The sequence below is a fragment of the Pseudomonas pohangensis genome (assembly GCF_900105995.1).
In the GTDB taxonomy this organism is placed as follows: domain Bacteria; phylum Pseudomonadota; class Gammaproteobacteria; order Pseudomonadales; family Pseudomonadaceae; genus Aquipseudomonas; species Aquipseudomonas pohangensis.
In genome coordinates, this window is record NZ_LT629785.1 from 2,379,527 (window position 1) to 2,403,341 (window position 23,815).

The following is a 23,815-nucleotide window of genomic DNA, read 5'->3' on the forward strand; positions in this document are numbered from 1 at the left end:
CGAACGCCAACCGGAGGTCATGCCGCGGCTGGGCCGTCGAGCATAACCCCAAAAAAGTCTGGCACACCCGCCGACGCGATAATCAGGCGCGTTTCAGCAGCCAAGAGGCTTTGCCGAAATTCATACGCCCGTTTGATTTGGGTTTGCGCACCTTCGGGGAAAAGCCCCGAATTGTCAATCAAAGCTGCGGGATTTTTCACCACGATCCGCCGAAAACCCACTGCAATACCAGGCATTTCAGGTAATTGGCCTTGCCGTCATCACCCGGCCAAATAGCGGCTTATCAGCCGATCAGGCCCAGCGCTGAAGAAATGCATGGATGTGCTGCAGGTCCTGCGGGCCGCCCTTCTCGCCCCAGTAGACAGCCAGCAGCTGCTGTCCTGCCTCGACCTTGAACACATCGGCAGGAAGGGTTTGCAACTGCTCAAGCAACTGCGCATCGATACAAGGTTCGCGCCAGCGATCCAGCCACTGGCCAGGCGCCAGTTGCCAGAAACACCATTGCGCCGGGTTCCTCGAGCTGCGCGCCCGGTAATACTGGGCACAGGAAGCCGGTAGCGAACGCTCCAGCCAGTGTGGCCAGTCCTGCTGCGTCAGCTGCATGGACAGGCCCATACGCCGGGCCTGCAGGCGCACCTGCATGGCCGCTGACTGGCGACGTGAAGGTGCCAGCCAGGACAGCGGACTCAGCACGACAGCAACGAGTAACAGTACCCACCAGCCATTCATCTGTTATTCCAAGCCCCGCTTGCTGCAATGAGTGGCAAAGGTAGCCATAATCGAAATATACCGTCCCGAGGAGTCAGCCACATGTCTTACCAGCATTTATTGGTCGCCGTTGATCTCAGCGAAGAATGCACGCCGGTACTCCAGCGTGCCCAGGAACTTGCCCGCAGCACCCAGGCGCGGCTGTCGATTGTGCACATCATCGAACCGATGGCCATGGCCTTTGGCGGTGATGTACCGATGGACCTGACGCTGATCCAGCAACAGCAGTTCGAACAGGCGGAAGCTGCGCTGGCCAAACTCGCTGAACAGTATCCCGAGGTCAGCAAGGAGCAGCGGCACCTGATCTTTGGCCAGCCGCGCCAGGAAATTCATGGCCTGGCCACCGAGCAGGGCTGCGACCTGATCGTGGTCGGCAGTCACGGGCGTCACGGCCTGGCCCTGCTGCTCGGCTCCACCGCCAATGACGTACTGCACGGCGCTCCCTGCGACGTTCTGGCGGTACGCCTGAATCCGCCCACCTGACCGAAGGCTTACAATGCGCCCGCCCGGCGGGCGCATCCTGTCCCGGGGTCACAGCGTATCGCTGGCGCTCATAACCAGAGGACGGATCTTCTGCAGCTGCACTTCCAGCTTGTAACTCATGCCGGATGACATCGAGAAGAAGGTCAGAAACGCCTTCAGGTTCGAGTCCCCCTCACACGTGCCGTGAATTCTCTGCCAGAAAGCCTGATTGACCAGCTGCAGTTGCTGGAAAGTGGACACCAGTCCCTTGAGCTCCCAGTCCGCATCTCGGCCCTCGCGTGAATTGAAATACTGGCGAGCCAGGTACAGCGAGATAGCCCGCAGGGTGAACTCATGATTACTGGCAAACGGCAGATGCTGCTCCGCCATTGGCCGCAGACGACCGAGTACCGGGCAGCTGCTGGAGGCCATGATCACACCGAGCAGCGAGCGCAAGCCTTCTTCAAGGCTGACCTGTTTGCTGTAGTCGCGCTCCGGGGTACGTACTTTTACCAGGGCTTTCTTGATCGCCGGCAGCCCCTGAAAATCCTCGATCACCCGATACAGGTCGATCGCCGCCGGGCAATGGCTGAACTGTTCTTTCTGCAGCGGGCAGTTGCTGCAGCGCTGGTATTCGAGGCGGGTCCATTTGGGTGCCACAGCCAGCGCTGCAGCGTCATAGCCGCGATCCAGTTCGATGCGGTAATTGAATTCATGTGTTTCGTCGAGGGTAATGCTGTACTCGATTGCCATTCAGATCTCCGTCTCAGGCTTCCAGTTCGGCCCAGCGCTCAAGCAACTTGTCCAGCTCCAGTTGCAGGCTTTGCATGTGAGCCAGAACAGCTTGTGTCTCTTCTGCGGGCCGCTGATAAAAAGCCGGAGAAGATATGTCCTTCTGCACAACAGCCAATTTTGCTTCAACGGTATCGATCTGTGCCGGAATTGCTTCAAGTTCCCGCTGTAATTTGTAGCTGAGTTTCTTCTTCGGCGCTTCAGCCGCGGCTACCGGCGCCGGAACCGGCTCAGGCTCGCTAGTCGTGGCGGGCTGTTTGCTCTCGCGGGCCTCGGCAACCCCCAGCAACCGCGGCGAGCCGCCCTGGCGCAACCAGTCCTGATAGCCGCCAACATATTCTCGAATCTGTCCCTCGCCCTCGAACACCAGGGTGCTGGTCACCACGTTATCGAGGAAGGCACGGTCATGGCTGACCATCAGCACGGTGCCCTTGAACGTCAGCAACACTTCTTCCAGCAGTTCGAGTGTTTCCACATCCAGATCATTGGTCGGCTCGTCCAGCACCAGCAGGTTGGCCGGCTTGCTGAACAACTTGGCCAGCAGCAGGCGCGCGCGCTCGCCACCGGACAAGGCTTTGACCGGTGTCCGCGCACGCTGCGGGCTGAACAGGAAGTCGCCCAGATAGCTGAGCACATGGCGGTTCTGACCGTCGATCTCGATAAAGTCGCGGCCTTCGGCGACGTTGTCGATCACCGTCTTTTCCAGATCCAGCTGATAACGCAGCTGATCGAAGTACGCCACCTCCAGCCTGGTGCCCACCTCTACTTTGCCGCTGCTCGGCTGCAGATCGCCCAATAGCAGCTTGAGCAAGGTGGTCTTGCCGGTACCGTTGGCGCCGAGCAGGCCGATACGGTCCTGGCGCTGCAGTACGAAGGAGAAATCCCGCACCAGCGGCTCACCACCGGCATGGGCGAAGCTGACGTTCTCCAGCACCATCACCTGCTTGCCGGACTTGTCGGCCGTATCCAGCTGGATATTGGCCTTGCCGGTGCGCTCACGGCGCTGGCTGCGCTCGACGCGCAACTCCTTGAGCGCGCGTACCCGGCCTTCGTTGCGCGTGCGGCGGGCCTTGATGCCCTGACGAATCCACACTTCTTCCTGGGCCAGACGCTTGTCGAACAACGCATTGGCGGTTTCTTCCGCCGCCAGTTGCTGCTCTTTGTGCACAAGGAAGCTGGCGTAATCGCCATTCCAGTCAATCAAGCCGCCGCGATCCAGCTCGAGGATGCGCGTGGCCAGGTTCTGCAGAAAGGAGCGGTCGTGGGTGATGAACAGCACCGCGCCATTGAAATTCAGCAAGGCTTCTTCCAGCCAGGCGATGGCGCCGATATCCAGATGGTTGGTCGGCTCGTCGAGCAGCAGCAGGTCCGGTTCGGAAACCAGTGCTTGCGCCAGCAGTACGCGCCGCCGCCAGCCACCGGAGAGCTCGGCCAGGGTCTTGTCCGCCGGCAGTTGCAAGCGGCTCAGGGTGCTGTCGACCAACTGCTGCAGACGCCAGCCATCACGGGCTTCGAGATCCTGCTGCACGTGCATCAGCTTATCGAGGTCTTCCGCGCTATGGATGTTCTGGCTCAGGTGGTGGTACTCGGCCAGCAACTTGCCGACGCCGGCCAGGCCCTCGGCCACCACATCAAATACCGTACGGCCATCGGCGACCGGCAGTTCCTGCGGCAGTTCGCCGATTTTCAGCCCTGGAGCACGCCACACCGCGCCCTCATCGGCAAGCTGCTCGCCCTTGACCAGACGCAGCATGCTCGACTTGCCCGTGCCATTGCGGCCGATGATGCACACCCGCTCACCCCGCGCGATCTGCCAGGAAACCCGCTCCAGCAAGGGCATGGCGCCGAATGCCAGCGAAACATCGGTGAATTTGAGCAGGGTCATGGGCGTCTCCAAAAACAGGGCGCGCATTCTAACCGAGTTGCCGCAGCGCAAGGCCGGCATTTTTGCAAGATACTTCAGCGGCGATTCAAGTCTTTCAACCCGACGGGGCAAACGGCTAAGCTAGTGTCCCGCTGAACTGCCGCCGGTACTGCCCGACCGGAAAGGCGCCCAATATCTGCTTCCGGATCTGTCATGCGCGTTCGTGTGTTTCCCCTGTTGGCCTGCCTGCTGCTTTGCCCTGTGCTGACCGTCAGTGCCCAGGCCGCCAGCCTGACCCAACAACGGCAAATGTATGACGAGGCCAAGCGTGCCCTGGCCAAAGGCGATAGCGGCCCGTACCTGCGCTATGAGCCTGCGCTTCGCAGCTACCCGCTGGAACCCTATCTGGCCTACGACGAGCTGACCGCGCGGCTGAAAACCGCCAGCAATGCAGAAATCGAGAAGTTTCTCGCAGAACATGGCGATCTGCCGCAAATCGGCTGGATGAAACTGCGCTGGCTGCGCTGGCTCACCGAGCGCGGCGAATGGTCAACCTTTGCCGACTACTATGACCCGACCCTGAATTTCACCGAACTCGACTGCCTCTACGGCCAGTACCTGTATCGCAGCAACCTGCCGGCAGAAGCCAGTGCCCAGGCAGAACAGCTCTGGCTGGTGGGTAAATCGCAACCGAATGCCTGCGATCCCCTGTTCAGCCAGTGGGAGAGCAGCGGCGGACTGACCCCGGCCTTGCGCTGGCAGCGCGCCAAGCTGGCTGCCGAAGCCGGGCAATACGGTCTGGCCAGTGCCATCGTGCGCAACGAACCGTCGCTCGCCCAGCCCGGCAAGTTGCTGGTCGAGGTCGCGCAAAAGCCACAGATGCTGCGCAATACCGGCAGCTTTGTCCCGGCCGACCGGCAGATGGCCGATATCGTCGGTCTGGGTCTGCGCAAGCTGGCGCGGCAGAACCCGGAACAGGCACTCGACCTGCTGGAGGTTTACGGCAGCCGCCTGCCGTTTTCCAGTGAGGAGAAGGTTGCGATTGCCCGCAGCATCGGCCTGACCTTTGCCAAGCGCTTCGATGCGCGGGCGCTGCAGGTCATGGCCCAGTACGACCCGGAGTTGCGCGACAACACTGTCAGTGAATGGCGTGCGCGTCTGCTGTTGCGTCTGGGCCGCTGGAACGAAGCCAGTGAGCTGACCAGGCGCCTGCCCGAAGATCTGGCGAAAACCCCGCGCTGGCGTTACTGGCAGGCCCGCAGCCTGCAGCTGGCGCAGCCACAGAATCCGCAATCAGCCAGTCTCTATCAGCCGCTGGCCGGCGAGCGCGACTTTTACGGCTTCCTCGCCGCCGATCAGGTCAAACTGCCCTACCAGCTGAACAACCAGCCGATGGTCATTCCGCCCAAACTCATGCAGAAGGTGCGCAATACCGCCGGCGTGCGCCGCGCCATCGAATTCCACGACCGCGGCCAGATCGTCGACGGCCGGCGCGAGTGGTACCACGTCAGCCGCCTGTTCAGCCGCGAGGAACTGGTCGCCCAGGCACGCCTGGCTTTCGACAAACAATGGTATTTCCCGGCCATCCGCACTATCAGCCAGGCGCAGTACTGGGACGATCTGGATATCCGCTTCCCGATGGCCTACCAGTCGACCCTGACCCGCGAAGCGCGCAATCGCGACCTGCACTCGAGCTGGGTGTTTGCCATCACCCGTCAGGAAAGTGCCTTCATGTTCGATGCCAAGTCGCATGTCGGCGCCACCGGCCTGATGCAGCTGATGCCCGCCACTGCCAAGGAAACTGCCAAGCGCTTCGGCATCCCCATGTCTTCCACCCAGCAACTGCTCAACCCCAACGTGAATATCCAGCTTGGCGCTGCCTATCTGCGCCAGCTGTATAACCAGTTCAACGGCAACCGCGTGCTGGCTTCTGCCGCGTATAACGGCGGCGGCGGCAATGTGCGCAAGTGGCTGCGTGGTGCCGATCACCTGCCGGCGGATGTCTGGATCGAAACCATCCCCTTCGACGAGACCCGCCAATATGTGCAGAACGTACTGGCCTATTCGGTGATCTACGGCGACAAACTCGATGCACCGGTGCCGGTGCTGGAGTGGCATGAGAAGTATTTTGATGATCAGTAAGATCGCAGTTCGGGCATTATCTGCCCGGCCTTGAGTGCGTAATGGATTGGTGATCCGTTGCTGATTTTATTGGTTTGGCATTAGGCGTGAGCCAGACCGCAGCGCTTTCCTCGGCTCTCGGCTATCGATTGCGCCTTGCACGGCGCCTCACTTTCTCTTTGTTTGCGCAAAGAGAAAGTAAGCAAAGAGAAAACGCACCCGACATACGGCCCTGCACTGCGCTTCGCTACGTTCCGGGTTCGTTCGCTCCATCGGCGCTCCAGGGGCACGCTGCGAAGGGCCCTCCCTGGCCCATCGCAGCTCTCGCGGCATCCCTGCCGCTCAACCCCTTGCACACCGATTCCACTCACCCTCCTGACGGGACTTTTAGTCCGCGCAACTCGGCAGCTCCAGCGTGGGAATGATCATGCTGGTTAAACGCGAATAGTTCGGTGGGCACCCACAATCGCCCCTTGAGGAGGCCGAGTGCAGGTGTTGCGCAGCAGGTTTCGAGGCAGGACGCCGAGAAAGCCCCGATGGGCCATGGATGGCCCTTCGGGGCGTGCCTGCGGAGCGGCACCGAAGCGAGGGGACCCGGAGCGCAGCGCAGGGCCGGATGATGGGGCAAGCGTTTTTGGTTACTTTTGCCGCGACTGGCAAAAGTGACACGCTCAGCAGAGCGGAACAGATGCATCAGAAAAATACGTCAATCAGTCAGGCGAAATTGTTGAAGAACCACACCCGATTACCAATCCGGACAACAGCCGCACAGGATTCATCGGATCGACGCTAGCGCGTCTTGGCCTACGTGCCCACGCAGAACCTGGGCACGACCAAGTGATCTAGCACAGCGAAGTTTACTCATGGCAGCAGCAATATCTTTCCCGAACGTTCCCCTGCGACGGCTGCAGCCACTGCTTCCTTCACCTGCGTCAGCGGATAGGTGGCGGCCACCGGCATGTGCAGCTCGCCGCTGACAATGGCCGCGGCCAACTGGCCGAACAGCTGCTCACGCGCCTCACGGGTACTGCTGGCGAACCAGCTGCCGACCCAGTAACCGCGCAGGGTGATCTGGCGAAACGCCAGGTTGCGCGGTGACAGCTGGCAGTTCTCGCCGCTCATCATGCCGTGGTTGAGCACCAGCCCGCCGTCACTCAGGCAATTGGCCAGCTGCTCACTGGCCGCGCCCGCCAGCGCATCGAGGGCGAAGCGTAGTGGTGCGCCACCGGTGATCTCGCGCACCCGCTCCGGCAGCTTGTCACCATCCACCAGCACATGCTCGGCGCCGGCGGCACGCACTTCGGCCACCGCGGATTCGCGGCGTACCAGATTGATGGTCTGTAATCCGCGCGCCTTGGCCAGCTGGATGATGCAGGCGCCAATCGCCGAGTTGGCGGCGTTCTGGATCAGCCAGTCGCCAGCTTGCAGGTCCGGTCCCTGATCGAGCAGCACCGCCGCTGATACCGGGTTCACCGCGAGCATGGCCAATTGCTGGTGATCAGCCTCTTCCGGCAGACACACCAGATCCCCCGCTTTGAGCAGCAGATGGCTGGCCCAGCTGCCGCTACCGACCGGCAGCAATACCAGCTGGCCGACGGCCAGCTCATCAACGCCGGCACCCAGCGTCTCGACCCGCCCCACACCTTCATTGCCGCAACGCGCCGGCAGCGGCGGCAGCTGGCCGTACTTGCCGGTGAGCAACAACAGATCAGACGGGTTGATGGTCGCCGCCACCACCTTGACTATCACTTCACCGGCAGCCGGTGGTGGCAGATCGAACTCGACCAGTTCAAGGACATCCTGGGGCACCGGGCCACGTTCGCGGTATTCAACTCTGAGCATGCTCAATCCATCCTTCGACAAAAAAGACTATGTAGCAGTTAAGTGTTGCATGAGTCACTCCCTCGCCCGCTCGCGGGAGAGGGCTGGGGAGAAGGGATAATAGAGCCGTAGGGTGGGTTAGCCGCATAGCGGCGTATCCACCATCGATGCCAAAGGCATTGCCTTGCCACCTCGCAGCCGGTTGGTGGTTTACGGCCGCTGGCCTAACCCACCCTACAAAAGCACCTCGACCGGCATGCCGCACTCCAGCACACCCTGGCCCTCGGCAATCAGGTTCTGCCCGAAATACACCTCGCCATCACGCTCGCGGTAACGCTTCAGGGTCTGCAGCGGTTCACGGTCGGCACTGCGTGCACCGGTCAGCGGATCCAGCGTGGTCATGATGCAGCGCGAGCAGCCCTTGACCACGCGCAGCTCCAGGCTACCGATACGGATGCGCTTCCAGCTGTCTTCGGCATAGGCGTGCGCACCAGCCACCACCAGATTCGGCCGGAAGCGCAGCATCTCCAGCGCTCGCCCGACCCGCGCCGACAGATCCTCCAGCGACGCCTGGCCGATCAGCAGCAAAGGAAAGCCATCGGCGAAACCGACCTTCTCACCCGGCCGCGCATAGCGGGTATCGACTTGCCGGGCGCGCCCGGCGGGCACCTGCACCAGGCGGCAATCGCGCTGCAGGTAATCACTCACCCAGCGCGCCGCCGCATCGCCGGCATCCGGCACCTGCAGGCTGTCGCTCCACACCGTGACTCCACGCAGCGGGCTTTGCGCATCCGGCAGCAGCACCTGCAAAGCAGACATGCCGGGCGCTTCCAGCAGCAGATCGTCGCCCTGCCAGCTGGCGCGAATGCGCCCCAGTTGCGGCAGCAAGCGCTGGGTCAGGAAACGTCCGTTGGCGCTGTCTACCACCATCCAGCGGCGGTCACCATGCAGCCCCAGTTCGTCGATGACGGCACGCTGCAGCGGCTCGGCGGCGCAGGATTTAAGCGGATAACGGTACAGCGAGGTCAGTTGCAGCATGAAGCCGGCCTTGGTCAGTTAAAGGTGTCAGGCAGGGTATCCGGTAATCTCGCGGATACTGCGGTAAAGCGGTTGCAGGCGAGCATACATGGGCTGGTAGACCTCCCGATAGAGCCGCTGATAGACCGCCTGCGCCTCCGGGTTGGGCTGAAACACCTGCCCGACCCGGGTCATCGCATGGATCGCCGTTTCGAAATCCGCATGCAGGCCCAGCCCCACCGCGCAATCGATCGCCGCGCCCAGCCCGGAGGTTTCATAGACATGCGGGCGCTCCGCCGGCAGACCGAAGATATCCGCCGTCAGCTGCATCGCCGCATCGCTCTGCGAGCCGCCACCGGACACGCGCAGACGGGTGATCGGTGTGCCGGAGCGCTTCTCGATCTTCTCCTTGCCTTCACGCAGGGCGTAGGCCAGGCCTTCGAGAATGGCGCGATACAGGTGAGCGCGGGTGTGCACATCGCCAAAGCCGATGATCGAACCCTTGGCTTCCAGCCCCGGTTCGCGGATGCCCGGCGACCAGTAGGGTTGCAGCATCAGGCCCATGGAACCGGGTGGCACGCTGTTGACCAGCTCGTCGAACAGGGTTTCCGCCGCCACGCCCAGTTCCAGACCGCGTTGCCGTTCGCTGTAGCCGAACTGCTCCTTGAACCAGCTGACCATCCAGAAGCCACGGAAGATCATCACCTCGGTGTTGTAGCGGTCGGGTATGGCTGCCGGGTACGGTGGAATCAGCGGAATGGTTTCCAGATAGCGGCTGCGCGTGGTGTTGATGGTGGCGGTGGTGCCGTAGGACAGGCAGGCGGTGCTCGGCTCGACACCGCCGGAACCGATCACTTCACAGGCCTTGTCGGAGGCCGCGGCAATCAGCGGCAGGCCTTCGGGGATTCCGGTGTGGGCGCTGGCGGCGGCGCTGATAACGCCAATCTGTTCACCCGGCTTGACCAGCTCCGGCAGCATCGATGGCCGCACCGGCAGCGCCTGCCACTTCCAGTCACCCGGTTTGGCCCACTTCAGGCGTTTGTAGTCGAACGGCAGATAACCCACGCAACTGCCGATCGAGTCGGCAAAGCGCCCGCTCAGGCGATGGGTGAGAAAACCCGAGAGCAACAGAAACTTGTGGGTATTGGCCCAGATCTGCGGCTGGTTCTGCGCGATCCAGTTGGCCTCGGCCTGGGCGCGAAAGTAGTCGATGGTCTGCTCTACACCGATCAGTTTGAACAGCCAGCCCCAGGGGCCCTTGATCCTGTCACGTACTTCGGCGCGGCGCTGGTCGAGCCAGAGCATGGCCGGACGCAAGGGTTTGCCCGCGGCATCCACGTTGATCAGGCTGCCGCGCTGGGTGGTCAGCGACACCCCGCGAATCTGCCGGCGGTCGATGTCCGTCGCCGCCCATAATTTCTGGCAGGCCTCGCCGAGGCAGCGCCAGTAATATTCCGGGTCCTGTTCGGCCCAGCCGGGTTGCGTCGAGAAATAGGCTTCCAGCTCGACCTTGCCCTTGCCGAGCAGATTGCCCTGCAAGTCGAACAGCAGCGCACGCACGCTCTGGGTGCCGTTGTCGATGGCCAGCAGGTAGGGTTGGTCGTTCAAGATTCGGTCCTTTTCATGGCAATCATCAGCAGAGCTTTGGTAGGAGCTAGCTTTTGTGGGAGCGGGCTTGCCCGCGAAGTTCCCTGCGTAATCCCTTCGCGGGCAAGCCCGCTCCTACAGGCCTTCATCAACACTAATCAGGGCAGGCTGTAACAGCGCTGCCACAGTGCAAGATAGGCCTGTTGTTCTTCATCCCAGCGCACATCGCTCCAGCCCAGCCGTGGCTGGCACAGGGCGCGGATTTGCGGCAATTCGGCGGCAGCACCGTCTGCCAGCAACAGGCCGATACGCGTGCGCCGCAGCAACAGGTCATCCAGATGCAGTACCAGTTCGTTGTCACAGGCCTGCGCCAGTTCGACCCACAGGGTGTCGAGGCTGCCAATCGGCTGCGTGCCGATTTCCGCCAGCAAGGCCGCCAGCTGCGGCAGGGCCTGGCCATGCCGCCCGCGCAGGCGACGCTGCTGGCTTGCTGAAAGCCCCGGCAGCTCAACGGCTGCCAGCGGGCGAAACACCGCCTGACCACGATCCTCCACCGGCTTGCCGACAAAGCCGGCGCAGGCCTGCAGCACCTCCAGTGCCAGCAGGCGGAAGGTGGTCAGCTTGCCGCCGGCCAGGGTCACACAACCCGGTTCGATCCACAGCATGTGCTCGCGCTTTTCATCCGACGGCTTGCCGCTGTCATCGCCATCACTGACCACCGGCCGCACCCCGGCCCAGCTCGACAGCACATCGTCGCGGCCGACTTTGGCCGATGGAAACTGCTGGGCACAGGCTGCCAGCAGGTAATCCACTTCTTCCGCGCTGATGCGCGCATCCTGATCCAGCGACTCGCGGTGATCGAGATCGGTGGTGCCGATCACCGTGGCGCCTTCCCAGGGAAACACGAAGACCGGACGCCGGTCCGTTGCGTGCATAAAGCTGATCGCATGGGCCACCGGCAAGCGCCAGTGCGGCAGCAGCAAGTGACTGCCGCGCAAGGGGCGGATATGTTCCGGCCCGGTTTTTTTACGCAAGGAATCGGCCCAGGCGCCGGTCGCCTGCGCCACTGCCTTGCTGCGGAAGCTGAAGCGCTGGCCGGACTCCTGGTCTTCGGCCAACAGACCGCAGACCTCGCCGTTGTCGCGCAACAGCTCGATCACCTGCATGCCATTCAGCGCCTCAGCGCCATCGCTGCGTGCTTCATCGAGCACCCGCAGCACCAGCCGCGCGTCGTCGGTGACCGCATCGTAGAAGCGCGTGGCACCGGCCAGACCCTGTTCCCTGATCCCCGGCAGCAGGTAGCGCAGCTGTTGCAGCGGGTAGTACAGATGGTTGCGCTTGCCGGCCAGCGCGTCATACACCGCCAGCAGGCCGCCAAACACGCGCGGCCCCGGAAACTGACCCTGATAGTGCGGAAACAGAAAACTCAGCGGATCGACCAGCCCCGGCGCTTCCTCGAGCAGGCGCTGGCGCTCGCGTACCGAGTCGCGGGTCAGCGCGAACTGGCCCTTGGCGATATAGCGCAGGCCGCCATGCACCATCTTCGACGAGCGGCTGGAAGTCCCCCAGGCAAAGTCGCGCTGCTCCAGTAGCAGGCAGCTCCAGCCACGCCGCGCGGCCTCACGCAGGATGCCGGCACCGCTGATACCGCCACCGACGACAATCAGGTCCCACTCGCGCGCTGCCAGTTCGGGCAGCGCCTGTTCACGCCAGGCAGCGTTCCATTGCGGCTTGCTCATTTGACCAGCAACACGCCGGGTGCCAGACGCTTCTCGGGGTCGAAATGGGTGGACAGCGCCTGCAACGCGGCAATACCCAGCTCGCCCTTCTCCACCGCCAGATACGGCGCATGATCGCGTCCGACGCCGTGCTGGTGGCTGATGGTACCGTGGTTGTTGACGATGGTCTGGCAGGCCGAGTGCTTGAGCTTCTTCCAGCGCTCCAGAGCCGTGGCATAGCTGCTGCCGGGGCGGAATGCATAGCTGGTGTAGATGCTCGAACCCTGGCCATACACATGGGACAGGTGGGTGAACACATGCACCCGCTCGCCCTCATCCTCCAGTGCCGTGCGCAGGCTGTGTTCCAGCTTGTTCAGCAGGTCATCGACATTTGACCAGTCGGTCGAGGTTTCCAGGGTATCCACCGCATAACCGGCTTCCCACAGACCATGGCGCAGATAGGGGAAGCGAAAACGCCCCTCTGCCCATTTCTTGCCCAGCAGGGTGCCGGTAAATACGCCACCAAAACCTTTCAGCTGCTTCTTTGCCTGCTTCAGCGACAGGGCATTCTGCTGACGGTTGCCGGTCACGCCGAAGGTCATCATGCACTTGCCGTCTCCGGCGCCGCGCAGGGCCAGATAGCGCTCCAGCCAGGCGATCTGTGCCGGGTGGCCGGCCAGGGCCAGCTGGGTTTCGGTTTCCACGGCGTTCGACAGGCGCAGCATCGACAACGGCACCCGCGCCTGCACCAGACTGCGGATGGCCTGCAGCGCCCGCGGCCAGTCGGGCAGGAACACGGCATAGAAATTTTCTGCCTCGGCCAGTTTGCTGACCCGCACGCGCACCTCGGAAATCACCCCGAAGCGCCCTTCCGAACCCAGCAGCATTTCACGCAGATCGGGGCCCGCTGCCGAAGCGGGAAAGGTCGGGATGGTCAACGTGCCGGCAAAGGTTTCCACACTACCACCGGCAAACAGTTGCTCGATGCGCCCGTAACGCAGCGATTGCTGGCCACTGGAACGGCTGGCGACCCAGCCGCCGAGGGTCGACAGCTCCCACGACTGTGGGTAATGGCCGAGGGTGTAACCCCGGGCGCGCAACTGGCTCTCCACCTGCGGGCCGTTGGCGCCGGGGCCGAAGGTAGCGATCAGGCTCTGCTCGTCGAGTTCGAGCAGCTTGTTCATGCGTTCCAGCGACAACGTGACCACCGGCTTGTCACCGGCTTGCGGATTGATATGCCCGGCCACCGAGGTGCCGCCGCCGTAGGGAATCAGGATCACGTCCTGTTGCTGCGCCCAGGTCAGCAACTCGCGGATCTGCTCGGCGCTTTCCGGCAGGGCAACGCCATCGGGAAATACCTCGAAGCGCCCCTCGCGTACCGCCAGCCAGTCCGGCAGGCTCTGGCCACGGGCATGCCGCACGCGCACTTCGGCGTCCACACTGATCAGGGCATGCGGCTCGCCCAGCCGCGAAGCCGGCACCTGTGCCAGTACCTGCTCCAGCGAGGCATCGGGCAATACCTGGCCGGTACCGATCTTTTCGGCCAGAAAGCCAGCACCGTGCGCCGGCAGTTCGACTACCGTGCTTTCCTCACCCCAACCATTCCAACGCCGCATGCTGCTCTCCCTTATTGTGTTTCGATCGCCAATGATCGCCGCCTATACTAGCGCCCCGCCACCTGCCGTCACTGTCGAATGATGCCAGCTCTAGTCGCCAATCAAGCCAGCCACCCGCGAAATGCCCATGGATAACCTCGGCTTTACTTCCGTGCCTGCCGTACTCAAGTACCTGCGCCATGCAGGGCAACTGGGTGTGGACTGTACTGCGGCACTGGCCGCCGCCGGCATCGAGCCGGCTGACATGCATGACAATAGCCAGCGCATTCCCGGCCTGAAACATGAGCAGCTGCTCGCTCACCTGCTCAAGGTTTCCGGCGACCCGCTGTTCGGGCTGCACTCGGCGCATTTCGTACAGCCCGGTTCGTGGAGCGTGCTCGGTTATATCACCATGAATTGCGCCACGGTTGGCGAAGCCATGAGCCGCATCGTGCCCTACGAAAAACTGGTGGGTGACATGGGCGTCAGCCGCATCGAGGCTGAAGCGGATCAGGTCCGCCTGATCTGGAGCTGCCGGCACCACAATCCGCAAGTACGCCGGCACATGGTCGAGGACGTGCTGGCTTCATGGCTGCTGTATGCGCGCTGGATTGCAGATACGCAGCTGTCGCCCACAGCCGTGTGGTTCGAGCATGCCCAGCCCGCCAACACCGAACTGGTCGATTATCAAACCATCTTTGGCTGCCCGATCCGCTTCGGCCAGCCGTGCAACGCCCTGCTGATCCCGCCGCACTACCTGCAGATTCCACTACGCCAGGCCGATGCCAACCTGCTGCGCACTCTGGAAGAGCATGCCCTGACGCTGATGGCCGGCATGGATCAGGACGAGCCCCTGCCGGTGCGCGTACACAACGCCCTGCGCCTGTTGCTCAAGGATGGCCTGCCGCGCAAGGAACGGGTTGCCGAGAAGTTCCACATGACCGCACGCACCCTGCAACGTCATCTGCAACAGGCCGGCACCAGCTATCAGGAAATTCTCGATCAGCTGCGCCGCGAACTGGCCGAGCATTACCTGGTGCAAAGCCAGCTGGCCATCCAGGATATCGCCAGCTATCTGGGCTTCAGCGAGCCACGCTCGTTCCATCGCAGCTTCAAGAACTGGACCGGCATGACGCCTGGCGAATACCGCGAACAGCACAAAGAAAGTGCAGGCCAAGGCTGAACTGGCGGATGGACAAGCTCGGGCCGGGGCGGCCCTCCCACAAAATCTGATGCAGCCACAACCGAAGCCAAGCCGCACCACACTCCCAGTGGGAGCGGCGACCCGCCGCGATAAAGCCAGCCAAGCGCACCCGATAATCCACAAAGCCCGGGCCGGGGCGACCCTCCCGCAAAATCTGATGCAGCCACAGCCTAAGCCAAACCGCACCACCCTCCCAGTGGGAGCGGCGACCCGCCGCGATAAAGCCAGCCAAGCGCAACCGGCAACCCACAAAACCCGGGCCGGATCGGCCCTCCCGCAAAATCTGATGCAGCCACAGCCGAAGCCAAGCCGCACCACACTCCCAGTGGGAGCGGCGACCCGCCGCGATAAAGCCAGCCAAGCGCAACCGGCAACCCACAAAACCCGGGCCGGGGCGACCCTCCCGCAAAATCTGAAGTACCCACAACCGAAGCCAAGCTGCACACCCTCCCAGTGGGAGCGGCGACCCGCCGCGATAAAGCCCGCCAAGTGCAACCGGTAACCCACAAAGCCCGGGCCGGAGCGGCCCTCCCACAAGGACAGCAAGTACCCGACCGGTTCTGTTGAGAGGCTATCTATTCAGCCAAGCAACTCGCTGAACGGAATAAAACGCACGCCCTCGCCTTCCGCCAGCGTGGTGTTTTCCAGCACCTCGACCAGGCCATCGGCCCAGCTCGCACTACGCAGCACTCCGGAACTCTGGTTGGGATAGAGCACCGCACGGCCATCCTGCAGCTTGGCGCGCAGATACTCGCGGCGGCTACCGGCCTTGCTCCAGACAAACCCGGCCGGTACCTGGAAACCCAGTGGTGCCACTTGCTGCACCCCCATACGCCGGAGGATATAGGGCCGCGCCAGCATGCCGAAGGTCACCAGAGTGGAAGCCGGATTGCCCGGCAGACCGATCACCGGCACCCCGCGAAAACGCCCGAAGGTCAACGGCTTGCCCGGCTTGATCGCCAGCTTCCAGAACGCCAGCTGGCCTTCTTCGCGCAAGGCAGCGCCGAGGAAATCCGCCTCACCGACCGATACCCCGCCGGTCGACAGAATCAGCCCGACATCCAGCAACTGCGCCAGTGCCACGCGGGTTGCCGGCAGGTCGTCCGGCAGGATGCCGCCATCCACCACTTCGCAACCCAGACGCTGCAACCAGCTGATCAGCAACTGCCGGTTGCTGTTATAGATCTGCCCGGCGCCCAGCGGCTGGCCCGGCTCGATCAGCTCATCACCGGTGGACAGCACCGCCACCCGCAAGCGACTACAGACTTTGACCTCGGCCAGCCCCAGCGATGCGATCAGTCCCAGCTCGATCGGCGTCAGCCGCGTGCCGGCTTGCAGCACCAGCTCGCCACGCCGGGTTTCCTGACCCTGCGGACGAATATGCTGGCGCGCCTTGAGCGCCTGCTTGAAACGCACCCGGCCATCGTCCAGCAGCTCGACATTCTCCTGCATTTCCACACAGTCGGCACCTTCGGGCAGCGGTGCACCGGTAAAGATGCGCGCACAGCTGCCCGCCGTCAGCGGCGCAGGTGCACTGCCGGCAAAAATGCGCTGGCTGATCGCCAGCGGTTCGCCGCTCCAGTCGGCCAGGCGCAGGGCGTAACCGTCCATAGCACTGTTGTCCCATGGCGGCAGGTCGAGGCCAGCCACGATGTTTTCCGCCAGCACGCGGCCATCGGCAGCCGCCAGCGGCAGCGTCTCGACTTGCCCCTGCGGCGCTTCAGCCGCCAGTTCCAGCAAACGTTGCAGGGCTGTCTCGACCGGCAGCAGACCCGGCTGTGCGCAGCAATCACTCATGGTTCAACCCCGGCTTTCGCAGGCAGCTACCGAGGTCAGGTGCGCAACGAAGTTGCACGGGCCATGCCGTGAATCCAGCTGCTCGGCGAGGATGCCGTCCCAGGCCGTGCGACAGGCATTGGTCGAACCCGGCAGGCAGCACACCAGCGTGCCGTTGGCCAGCCCGGCCAGCGCCCGCGACTGGATGGTCGAGGTGCCGATATCAGCAAAGGAAATCTGCCGGAACAGCTCGCCAAAGCCATCCACCTGCTTGTCCAGCAGGCAGGCTACGGCTTCCGGGGTGCTGTCACGTGCGGTAAAACCGGTACCACCGGTGATGATCACCACCTGCACGTTATCTTCGGCAATCCACTGCGCCACCTGCGCCCGTATCTTGTACAGATCGTCCTTGAGCAGCACCCGCTGGGCCAGCTGGTGACCGACTGCGGTCAGGCGATCCACCAGCAACTGGCCGGAAGTGTCGTTCTCGAAGGTACGGGTGTCGCTGACGGTCAGCACGGCGATCGCCAGGGGCACGAAAACAGCGTCCGCTTTATGTTTCATCTGAAGCATCCTGTTGAGCTGAAAATTTGAGATAAAAACAGGCCGGTGTTATATCACAGGCCCTTGGGACATCCTTGACGCAGAGCATTTATGCCGGAAAAACCCTCATTCGCCTGTTCAATCCTGCTGCTGGCCGGTGGCCGCGGGCAACGCATGGGCGGCGCCGACAAGGGCCTGCTGGACTGGCATGGCAAACCGTTGATCGCCTGGCTGCACGAGCAGGTTCGACCGCTGACTGACGATCTGATCATTTCCTGCAACCGCAACCAGCCAACCTACGCCCGCTTTGCCGACCAACTGGTCAGCGATGCGCAGAATGACTTTCCCGGCCCGCTGGCAGGCATTCGTGCCGGCTTGCGCAGCGCCCGCCATTCACACTTGCTGGTACTGCCCTGCGATGCGCCGCTGATCGACCGCGAACTGCTGCACAGCCTGTTACACGAAGCCGGGGAGCGCCCGGTAGTCTTGCGTCAGGGCGAACAATGGCAGCCGCTGTTCAGCCTCTGGCCGGTGCAACTTCTGGAGGCGCTGGAACAAGCCTGGGCCGCCGGCCAGCGCAGCCCGCTGAGCTTCCTGCGCGCCGCCGCAGCCCGCACGCTGGATTGCCCGCAGGATGACCCGCGACTGGCCAACCTGAACACCCCGAGTCTGCTGGAGCAAACCCGGCAGCAAACGGATTGAGCAACAAAATCCTGCGGCCAGGTGCTTGAAAAGGCCTAATCCATCGGTAAAAATGCCGGCCAGATTTCGGAGCGTAGCGCAGCTTGGTAGCGCGTCTCGTTCGGGACGAGAAGGTCGCAGGTTCGAATCCTGTCGCTCCGACCAATTCCCGGTTTGCCGCCACCCATGGCTGTCGGCCCAACAACAAAAAGCCCGCGTCATGGCGGGCTTTTGCGTTTCTGCCTGTTTTCTACTTTAGCGCCGGTGCTCGATGGTCTCGCCACGGCGGGCTGGCGGTAGTTGCGGGTCGGAGTTCATCGCTAGCCACAGAGCACGCAGGATGTTCACCGCAGCCATGCTCAGGTGTTTTTCGGCGGCGTCCAACGCCAGCAAGGCGGCCTGCTGCTTCTGTTCGTTGCTCAGGTGCGCGGTCTTGCGGCCCATTTCGTCATCCACGCTGGCCATGATCTGCTGGATTTCCTGCATCACGTCATCGGAAGCGCCACGCAATTCATTCATCAGTTCGCTGAATTCTGCCGGCGTCATGGCCACCGCACGCACGCTGCGATAAGCCAGACGGGCCGGCATGGTGGCGAGGTTGAAGCCGGTCGAGAGCATTTTCCCGAGCATGGCATGAACTCCTGTCGAGGTGACGCCCCGGGCGCCAGGGCAAGGAAAGCCAACAACACAGGCAAAGGTAAATTGCCTGCACAACTGCAAGGATAGTCGAAAGCAGCCCCTGGCAGATACCCGGAGCGACGTTCGGCAGGCTTTTTACTGTGCCGAAATAATCTAAATAAAATAATTAAATCAATATGTTACGCATTTTTACGGATCAGCCAGATGGCTGAGCCGGTGGTGTTATCTGCAGGAGCGGGCTGGCCCGCGAATCGGCATTTTCTGACACGCAGCCGATTGGAGAGTTTCCTTTCGCGGGCCAGCCCGCTCCTACAACAGCGCTGCTTGCATGATTGATTCGTGCTGAATCAACTGTGTGCGCCCGTAGCTTCGATCAGGTCTTCCTCGATCAGCCACAGGCGGTCCTGACCCCAGTGCGCCGGGCGTTGGTCAACCCGGAACGAGGGCACACCCCACAAACCCAGCCCGAGCATTTCCTCGCGATTGGCTTCGGCCTGGGCACGCCAGCCCTGATCGGCCAGCGCCGCATCGACAAAGGCCTGATCCAGCCCGGCGCGCCGGGCAATCTTCAGTAGTCCCGCATCGCTGCCGGCATCGATACCTTCGGCCCACACGCCTTGCAGGAAGGATTCGGCAAAGGCACTGCCCTTGCCCACCTGCAGCGCCTGAAACAGCAGCGCCAGGCCGCGCTCGGTGGGCCGTCCGACCGGGTCGGCAATCCTGCCGAACGGCAGGCCGAAGTGCTCGGCAATGCGCTTGCTGTCGCGCACGATATACAGGCGCTTTTCCAGCGGCACCGGCAAGCCGCGCATGACCATCGGCATCACCGGACGCAGTTGCAGATCAGCGCCATAGTGCTCGGCCAGCAGGCGGATACGCCTGGCGGCCAGATAGGTATAGGGGCTGCGCAACGAGCAGTAGAAATACAGCTGCGGGCGCTGGCCATTGCGCGGCTGCAATGTGCATCTCACCTGCGGCAGGCCGGCCAGCGATGAAACATCAGCGCCACGGTTGAGGCCGGCCTGCTGCAGGCGCTCCTGCAGGTAATCCAGACGATCCAGCCCCCAGAACCATTCGCTTTCAAAGTACAGCGTGCCGCCCAGATAGTGCCCCAGGCGCTTGCGCAGCGCGGCCCCTTCCTCGAACAAACGCGCTACTTCAGCAGCGGGCAGCGGCTCAAGGCCCAGGGGCAGTTCGTCCTGCGCCGCCCACAGCCATTCACTGATGCGCGGTGCGTTGTGCACAAAGCGGCCATGCTCCAGGGCTGCAGCCAGCAAGGCTTCGGCCGTTGCCTGACGCTCCGCCAGCGGTTGCCCGCCGCGGTCAGTGAAATCCAGCCCGGCGTGCGCCGCCAGCTGCGCCGCATCACTGCGTGACCAGCACTGCAAACGCACCCGATCCGGTGCCGCGCTGTCTTCGGGGGCAGGCACCAGATGCACCTGCAACTCTATCCGGTAACGCTCCAGCAGGCGCGGCAGCAGCTGCACCAGCAGATGACTGTAGGGGTCATCGGCCTGATGAAAATAATGTACCTGTGCAGCAGCACCGCTCAGGCGACGCCTGGCGGATGCCAGCAGACGCCGGCCATCGCGCAGGGCCGGACTGGTCAGCACGCTGGATATCGCGGTGCCTATGGCTGCTTTCATCGGATTCGCTCCCGGATAACTGCCTGGTATGTTTGGTTTTGCCCAGTTACCTGTTGGGTAAAATTTGCAGGGTGGGCTTCAGCCCACCCTGCAACTGCTTGCACCGCCCCTGTGGGAGCGCCGACCCCGGCGCGAGCTTTTGGCTTTTTCGCGGCGAGTCGCCGCTCCCACAGTTGCTCCCACAACTGCCTGCGCAAATCATTCACTGCTTAAAGCGGCACGCTTGGCACCAGCCGTGAATCGGCCAGCGCCGCCGTGCGGTGATGCACGATGGCCTTGTAAGCCGGCGAAGTGATCATGCCGAGAAAGGCTTCCCTGGCCGGATACTGCACCAGCAATACCTCGTCCCACTGTTCGCCGTCCGGGGCAATCAGCGCGGCATGGGCTTTCCCCGCCCACAGCACAGTGCCACCCGCTGCCGCCAGGATCGGCTCGATCAGCGTCGAGTATTGCGCATAGGCCTGGCGCCCGCTGCAAGGCGGCACGCTGGCATCGGCATAGGCGGCCTGCTCGCGAAAGCGCAGCAGATTGAGCATGACCACCGGGGTATCCGCAGGAAATGACTCGGCAAACTGCTTGATGGTTGCGCGGGTTGGATCAATTGATGGGGTAATCATGGTTTTCAGCCTCGCCTCAGTTGGACCAGTAGATAAATTCATCGTCTGCGGTTTGTGGCCGGTTCAGTGGTTTGTCGATCAGGATCGGCGCTTCCAGCAGGGACGGCCAGAGTGATTCGGCTTGCTCACTGTTGAAGGCAGCCAGTTTCGCCTGCAATTGCTTGACGCGCTCAGGCTGGGCAGCGGCCAGGTCATGTTGCTCGGTTGGATCGGCAGCCAGATCGTATAACCAGACCTTGCCACGGGTCGGGTTGACCTGCAGTTTCCAGTCGCCCGAACGCACCCCCTGATAGACACCGGAACGCCAGAACAGGTCTTCGTGGGGGCGGCCCTGCCTGGTTCCCAGCGCATACGGCAGCAGATCGACACCGTCTATCACGCGGTCCGTAGGCACCGGCACACCGGCCACTCCGGCCGCAGTGGCAAACAGATCGAAGTGGCTGACCGGTTCGCTGAAGGTGCTGCCCGCCGGGATCACGCCGGGCCATTGCATGAAGAACGGCACCCGCGTACCACCCTCGAAGAAAGTCGCCTTCCAGCCGCGGTAGGGCTTGTTCAGATCGTCCAGACCGATGTAGTTGGCACCGCCGTTGTCGCTGGTGAAAATCACCAGGGTGTTGTCCTCCAGCCCCTGCGCCTTCAGCTCGCTCAGCACCCGGCCGATATTTCGGTCGAGATTGCGGATCATCGCGGCATACACGCGACGGGTGTGGTCCTTGATTTGCGGCAGTGCATCGTAATCCTCGCGGGTCGCCTGCAGTGGCGTGTGCGGGGCGTTGTAAGCCAGATACATGAAGAACGGGCGATCCTTGTTGGCCTTGATCGCCTGCAGCGCTTCATCGGTAAAGTAATCGGTGACATAGGACGCCGGCTTGAACGGCTTGCTGTTGTTGTAGCTGACGCCAAAAGGTGCTGCCGCCCAGAGAAACGAATCGATCGGATCGAAGTCCTGCTGGGCGTTGACCACGTCTGGGTCATCCGCCTCGAGGAACATCATGCCGCCCTGCAGAAAACCCAGCGTCTCGTCAAAGCCGTGAGCATTCGGGCCCATGCTGGCGTTTTCGCCCATATGCCACTTGCCCAGATGAATGGTGTGGTAGTCAGCCTGTTTGAGCAGTCTGGCCATGCTGATCTCGCTGGTCGGCACCCCCTGCGATTCGAACGACGGCATCGCTGCTTCCCGCTCACCATGATAAATCGCCGGATGCAGGCCCTTGCTCTTGGCACCGACTATCACTTTGGAAAAGGTCATCGGCACCGAGGTGAACTCGAAGCCGAAACGGGTCGGATAGCGACCGGTGAGCATCGCCGCGCGGGACGGCGAGCAGGTGGCGTTGCCGGCATAGCCACCGGAGAAGTTGATGCCGTTTTGCGCGATCGAATTGATATTCGGCGTCGGCACTGCATCACCGGCCACTCCACCACCGTTGAGACTGATGTCGTTGTAGCCCAGATCATCGGCGACGATCAGCAGGATATTCGGTGGCCGCTTGTCGCTGCCGGCAGCCGGCGCAGGCGCCTGCTGCCAGGTAACCGGCTGGTTCGGTGCCGCTTCGGTGTGCATCACAAGTTTGACGAACAGCAGGATCACACCTTGCTTGCCGCCGGCAGCGAAGAATCCCGCCGTTAGCACCAACAGGGTTAGCGCCAGGCCCCAGACCAGTTTTTTCATCTTGCTGCTCCCAATCAGTTCGAAACGCGCCGCTTACAGGCGATTGCTCAGGGTTATGTCCTTGCTGCCTGCCGGCATGCTGACAAAATCGCCATCCTGACCTACGCGGATCGGCCCTGGATAGATAGCCGCCGAATCACCGAGGAAGGCTGTTTCCAGCCCCGGTATTGGCAGCGGCGGCACGATATGCGTCAGCAGCAGGTAACCCACTCCGGCATCGCGGGCGGTTTCTGCCGCCTGCTCGGGCGTGGTGTGATAGTTCTGGATGTCGATGAAGATCTGCGCCAGATTGGCACGTCCTGACTCCGCCGCCACCGTGCTCATCATCCCGACCAGATCACTGGCCAGCGCTTCGTGAATCAGCAGATCAGCACCTTTGGCTTCGCGCAAAACAGCAGGCGACTGCCTGGTATCACCACTGATCACCAGCGTACGGTCCTTGTAGCGCACCTTGTAGCCAACCGCCGGATGGATTGGTGAATGGTCAACGCTGAAGGCTTCGATAGTCAGATCCGGCTCATCAATGATCTTTACGCTCTGCTGCCCACGCGGTGTACTGAAAGCCAGCGCTGTGCCGCCAAAGCCGTCAGGCGGAATGATCTGCTCACCATGGTGAGCAATGCGATACAGGTGGTCCAGGTAATAGGCCTGCATGAAACCACCCACTACTGCCTTGACGCCCATAGTTCCGTACACCGGCAGTGGTTTTTTGTTGGCGCCGGCAACCCAGCGATTGAGCATCACATCGCCCAGACCGCCGATATGGTCGGAATGAAAATGCGTAAGGAACACCCCCTCGATGCTACCCAGATCGAAACCCATACGGGCAATATTGGTCGAGGCACTGCTGCCTGTATCGAAAACGAACAGGCGCTGGCCGGCTATCACCAGGGTGCAGGGCGAACCGCGCTGGGCATCCGGGAAGGGCGAGCCGGAACCGCACAATCCGGCATACAGGCCGTCTGGCAGATCCTGCAGCGGCTTGTCGGCAAAGCGCTTGGCCATGACCTTCTGCACCACTGCGACACTCAACGGAGCACGCCAGTGATACGCCGCAGCAGCGGCAAGTACGGCCACGGCCAGCAACCCGGTGAAAATTCTTTTACCTGTCATAACCACTCCCTCGCGCTCACTGCCAGTCTGCTCACGGCCCTGTTCCGCTCAAGCCCTGAAACAGTTGCGGTGGGCGAAAGCCCACGCGGCAAAACTGTATAAAGGCCTACAGGGGAAAATAGCAGCATGAAGATTATGTCACTATGAATGTCACTATACCCCTGACAGTGGCATGGACG

Annotated in this window: 20 protein-coding genes and 1 tRNA gene; 5 read left to right on the top strand and 16 right to left on the bottom strand. The window is 62.4% G+C overall.

Annotated features, from left to right (window positions below; genetic code table 11):
* Positions 1 to 17 precede the first annotated feature (17 nt).
* Together BLT89_RS11195 and BLT89_RS11200 are read right to left on the bottom strand one after the other, a co-directional pair.
* Positions 18 to 236: a hypothetical protein gene (locus tag BLT89_RS11195; protein ID WP_090195174.1), complete on the bottom strand. Its 219-nt coding sequence runs from the start codon at positions 234 to 236 to the stop codon at positions 18 to 20.
* A gap of 55 nt (positions 237 to 291) precedes the next feature.
* Entirely contained in the window at positions 292 to 729 is a 438-nt protein-coding gene (locus BLT89_RS11200; RefSeq protein WP_090195177.1) for a hypothetical protein, read from the bottom strand.
* 81 nt (positions 730 to 810) lie between these two features.
* Here BLT89_RS11200 and BLT89_RS11205 point away from each other — a divergent pair, with 81 nt between their 5' ends.
* Positions 811 to 1,251, top strand: a complete 441-nt coding sequence (locus BLT89_RS11205; RefSeq protein WP_090195180.1) for a universal stress protein — start codon at positions 811 to 813, stop codon at positions 1,249 to 1,251.
* 48 nt (positions 1,252 to 1,299) lie between these two features.
* On the opposite strand, the gene BLT89_RS11210 is transcribed toward BLT89_RS11205, so the two are convergent.
* Together BLT89_RS11210 and BLT89_RS11215 are read right to left on the bottom strand one after the other, a co-directional pair.
* The gene (locus tag BLT89_RS11210; RefSeq protein ID WP_090195183.1) at positions 1,300 to 1,983 is read right to left on the bottom strand and encodes a DUF6901 family protein; all 684 of its coding nucleotides are present in this window, start codon (positions 1,981 to 1,983) and stop codon (positions 1,300 to 1,302) included.
* A gap of 13 nt (positions 1,984 to 1,996) precedes the next feature.
* Positions 1,997 to 3,907 carry an ATP-binding cassette domain-containing protein gene (locus tag BLT89_RS11215; protein WP_090198956.1) on the bottom strand — a complete coding sequence of 637 codons (1,911 nt, stop codon included), beginning with the start codon at positions 3,905 to 3,907 and terminating at the stop codon, positions 1,997 to 1,999.
* A 192-nt stretch (positions 3,908 to 4,099) separates the two neighbouring features.
* On the opposite strand from BLT89_RS11215, the gene BLT89_RS11220 reads away from it, so the two are divergent.
* Positions 4,100 to 6,028 carry a transglycosylase SLT domain-containing protein gene (locus BLT89_RS11220; protein ID WP_090195186.1) on the top strand — a complete coding sequence of 643 codons (1,929 nt, stop codon included), beginning with the start codon at positions 4,100 to 4,102 and terminating at the stop codon, positions 6,026 to 6,028.
* An 840-nt stretch (positions 6,029 to 6,868) separates the two neighbouring features.
* On the opposite strand, the gene BLT89_RS11225 is transcribed toward BLT89_RS11220, so the two are convergent.
* The 5 genes from BLT89_RS11225 to BLT89_RS11245 all read right to left on the bottom strand — a co-directional run bounded on the left by BLT89_RS11225 (position 6,869) and on the right by BLT89_RS11245 (position 13,766).
* Positions 6,869 to 7,849: a zinc-dependent alcohol dehydrogenase family protein gene (locus tag BLT89_RS11225; RefSeq protein ID WP_090195189.1), complete on the bottom strand. Its 981-nt coding sequence runs from the start codon at positions 7,847 to 7,849 to the stop codon at positions 6,869 to 6,871.
* Positions 7,850 to 8,062: 213 nt separating this feature from the next.
* Positions 8,063 to 8,866, bottom strand: a complete 804-nt coding sequence (locus tag BLT89_RS11230; protein WP_090195191.1) for an MOSC domain-containing protein — start codon at positions 8,864 to 8,866, stop codon at positions 8,063 to 8,065.
* A 27-nt stretch (positions 8,867 to 8,893) separates the two neighbouring features.
* The gene (locus BLT89_RS11235) at positions 8,894 to 10,453 is read right to left on the bottom strand and encodes an FGGY-family carbohydrate kinase (RefSeq protein ID WP_090195194.1); all 1,560 of its coding nucleotides are present in this window, start codon (positions 10,451 to 10,453) and stop codon (positions 8,894 to 8,896) included.
* Positions 10,454 to 10,590: 137 nt separating this feature from the next.
* Positions 10,591 to 12,171: a glycerol-3-phosphate dehydrogenase/oxidase gene (locus BLT89_RS11240; RefSeq protein ID WP_090195197.1), complete on the bottom strand. Its 1,581-nt coding sequence runs from the start codon at positions 12,169 to 12,171 to the stop codon at positions 10,591 to 10,593.
* The gene (locus BLT89_RS11245; RefSeq protein ID WP_090195200.1) at positions 12,168 to 13,766 is read right to left on the bottom strand and encodes an FAD-binding oxidoreductase; all 1,599 of its coding nucleotides are present in this window, start codon (positions 13,764 to 13,766) and stop codon (positions 12,168 to 12,170) included. The genes BLT89_RS11240 and BLT89_RS11245 overlap by 4 nt, the downstream gene beginning before the upstream one ends.
* A 127-nt stretch (positions 13,767 to 13,893) precedes the next feature.
* Here BLT89_RS11245 and gliR point away from each other — a divergent pair, with 127 nt between their 5' ends.
* Positions 13,894 to 14,928 (top strand): AraC family transcriptional regulator GliR, encoded by a 1,035-nt coding sequence (gliR, locus tag BLT89_RS11250; protein ID WP_090198958.1) that lies wholly within the window; start codon positions 13,894 to 13,896, stop codon positions 14,926 to 14,928.
* A gap of 600 nt (positions 14,929 to 15,528) precedes the next feature.
* Here gliR and BLT89_RS11255 read toward each other — a convergent pair.
* A complete protein-coding gene (locus BLT89_RS11255) occupies positions 15,529 to 16,746 on the bottom strand; it encodes a molybdopterin molybdotransferase MoeA (protein ID WP_090195203.1) in 1,218 nt (405 codons plus the stop codon).
* A gap of 3 nt (positions 16,747 to 16,749) precedes the next feature.
* The gene (moaB, locus tag BLT89_RS11260) at positions 16,750 to 17,289 is read right to left on the bottom strand and encodes a molybdenum cofactor biosynthesis protein B (protein ID WP_090195207.1); all 540 of its coding nucleotides are present in this window, start codon (positions 17,287 to 17,289) and stop codon (positions 16,750 to 16,752) included.
* A 90-nt stretch (positions 17,290 to 17,379) separates the two neighbouring features.
* Between moaB and mobA the strand changes: the two genes are divergently transcribed.
* Positions 17,380 to 17,970: a molybdenum cofactor guanylyltransferase MobA gene (gene mobA / locus BLT89_RS11265; RefSeq protein ID WP_090195210.1), complete on the top strand. Its 591-nt coding sequence runs from the start codon at positions 17,380 to 17,382 to the stop codon at positions 17,968 to 17,970.
* A 67-nt stretch (positions 17,971 to 18,037) separates the two neighbouring features.
* Positions 18,038 to 18,114: transfer RNA gene (locus tag BLT89_RS11270), tRNA-Pro, on the top strand.
* Positions 18,115 to 18,204: 90 nt separating this feature from the next.
* On the opposite strand, the gene BLT89_RS11275 is transcribed toward BLT89_RS11270, so the two are convergent.
* The 5 genes from BLT89_RS11275 to BLT89_RS11295 form a co-directional block, all read right to left on the bottom strand.
* The gene (locus BLT89_RS11275) at positions 18,205 to 18,579 is read right to left on the bottom strand and encodes a hypothetical protein (RefSeq protein ID WP_090195212.1); all 375 of its coding nucleotides are present in this window, start codon (positions 18,577 to 18,579) and stop codon (positions 18,205 to 18,207) included.
* 356 nt (positions 18,580 to 18,935) lie between these two features.
* A complete protein-coding gene (locus BLT89_RS11280; protein WP_090195214.1) occupies positions 18,936 to 20,234 on the bottom strand; it encodes a DsbA family protein in 1,299 nt (432 codons plus the stop codon).
* A gap of 209 nt (positions 20,235 to 20,443) precedes the next feature.
* Entirely contained in the window at positions 20,444 to 20,851 is a 408-nt protein-coding gene (locus BLT89_RS11285) for a DUF1330 domain-containing protein (protein ID WP_090195217.1), read from the bottom strand.
* A 16-nt stretch (positions 20,852 to 20,867) separates the two neighbouring features.
* Positions 20,868 to 22,523, bottom strand: a complete 1,656-nt coding sequence (locus BLT89_RS11290; RefSeq protein ID WP_090195220.1) for a sulfatase — start codon at positions 22,521 to 22,523, stop codon at positions 20,868 to 20,870.
* 33 nt (positions 22,524 to 22,556) lie between these two features.
* The gene (locus BLT89_RS11295; protein WP_090195222.1) at positions 22,557 to 23,636 is read right to left on the bottom strand and encodes an MBL fold metallo-hydrolase; all 1,080 of its coding nucleotides are present in this window, start codon (positions 23,634 to 23,636) and stop codon (positions 22,557 to 22,559) included.
* Positions 23,637 to 23,815 lie beyond the last annotated feature (179 nt).

Coding starts and splice junctions, on each gene's coding strand:
- BLT89_RS11195 (WP_090195174.1), bottom strand. CDS start 236: ATGCCTGGTATTGCAGTGGGTTTTCGGCGGATCGTGGTGAAAAATCCC.
- BLT89_RS11200 (WP_090195177.1), bottom strand. CDS start 729: ATGAATGGCTGGTGGGTACTGTTACTCGTTGCTGTCGTGCTGAGTCCG.
- BLT89_RS11205 (WP_090195180.1), top strand. CDS start 811: ATGTCTTACCAGCATTTATTGGTCGCCGTTGATCTCAGCGAAGAATGC.
- BLT89_RS11210 (WP_090195183.1), bottom strand. CDS start 1,983: ATGGCAATCGAGTACAGCATTACCCTCGACGAAACACATGAATTCAAT.
- BLT89_RS11215 (WP_090198956.1), bottom strand. CDS start 3,907: ATGACCCTGCTCAAATTCACCGATGTTTCGCTGGCATTCGGCGCCATG.
- BLT89_RS11220 (WP_090195186.1), top strand. CDS start 4,100: ATGCGCGTTCGTGTGTTTCCCCTGTTGGCCTGCCTGCTGCTTTGCCCT.
- BLT89_RS11225 (WP_090195189.1), bottom strand. CDS start 7,849: ATGCTCAGAGTTGAATACCGCGAACGTGGCCCGGTGCCCCAGGATGTC.
- BLT89_RS11230 (WP_090195191.1), bottom strand. CDS start 8,866: ATGCTGCAACTGACCTCGCTGTACCGTTATCCGCTTAAATCCTGCGCC.
- BLT89_RS11240 (WP_090195197.1), bottom strand. CDS start 12,171: ATGAGCAAGCCGCAATGGAACGCTGCCTGGCGTGAACAGGCGCTGCCC.
- BLT89_RS11245 (WP_090195200.1), bottom strand. CDS start 13,766: ATGCGGCGTTGGAATGGTTGGGGTGAGGAAAGCACGGTAGTCGAACTG.
- gliR (WP_090198958.1), top strand. CDS start 13,894: ATGGATAACCTCGGCTTTACTTCCGTGCCTGCCGTACTCAAGTACCTG.
- BLT89_RS11255 (WP_090195203.1), bottom strand. CDS start 16,746: ATGAGTGATTGCTGCGCACAGCCGGGTCTGCTGCCGGTCGAGACAGCC.
- moaB (WP_090195207.1), bottom strand. CDS start 17,289: ATGAAACATAAAGCGGACGCTGTTTTCGTGCCCCTGGCGATCGCCGTG.
- mobA (WP_090195210.1), top strand. CDS start 17,380: ATGCCGGAAAAACCCTCATTCGCCTGTTCAATCCTGCTGCTGGCCGGT.
- BLT89_RS11275 (WP_090195212.1), bottom strand. CDS start 18,579: ATGCTCGGGAAAATGCTCTCGACCGGCTTCAACCTCGCCACCATGCCG.
- BLT89_RS11280 (WP_090195214.1), bottom strand. CDS start 20,234: ATGAAAGCAGCCATAGGCACCGCGATATCCAGCGTGCTGACCAGTCCG.
- BLT89_RS11285 (WP_090195217.1), bottom strand. CDS start 20,851: ATGATTACCCCATCAATTGATCCAACCCGCGCAACCATCAAGCAGTTT.
- BLT89_RS11290 (WP_090195220.1), bottom strand. CDS start 22,523: ATGAAAAAACTGGTCTGGGGCCTGGCGCTAACCCTGTTGGTGCTAACG.
- BLT89_RS11295 (WP_090195222.1), bottom strand. CDS start 23,636: ATGACAGGTAAAAGAATTTTCACCGGGTTGCTGGCCGTGGCCGTACTT.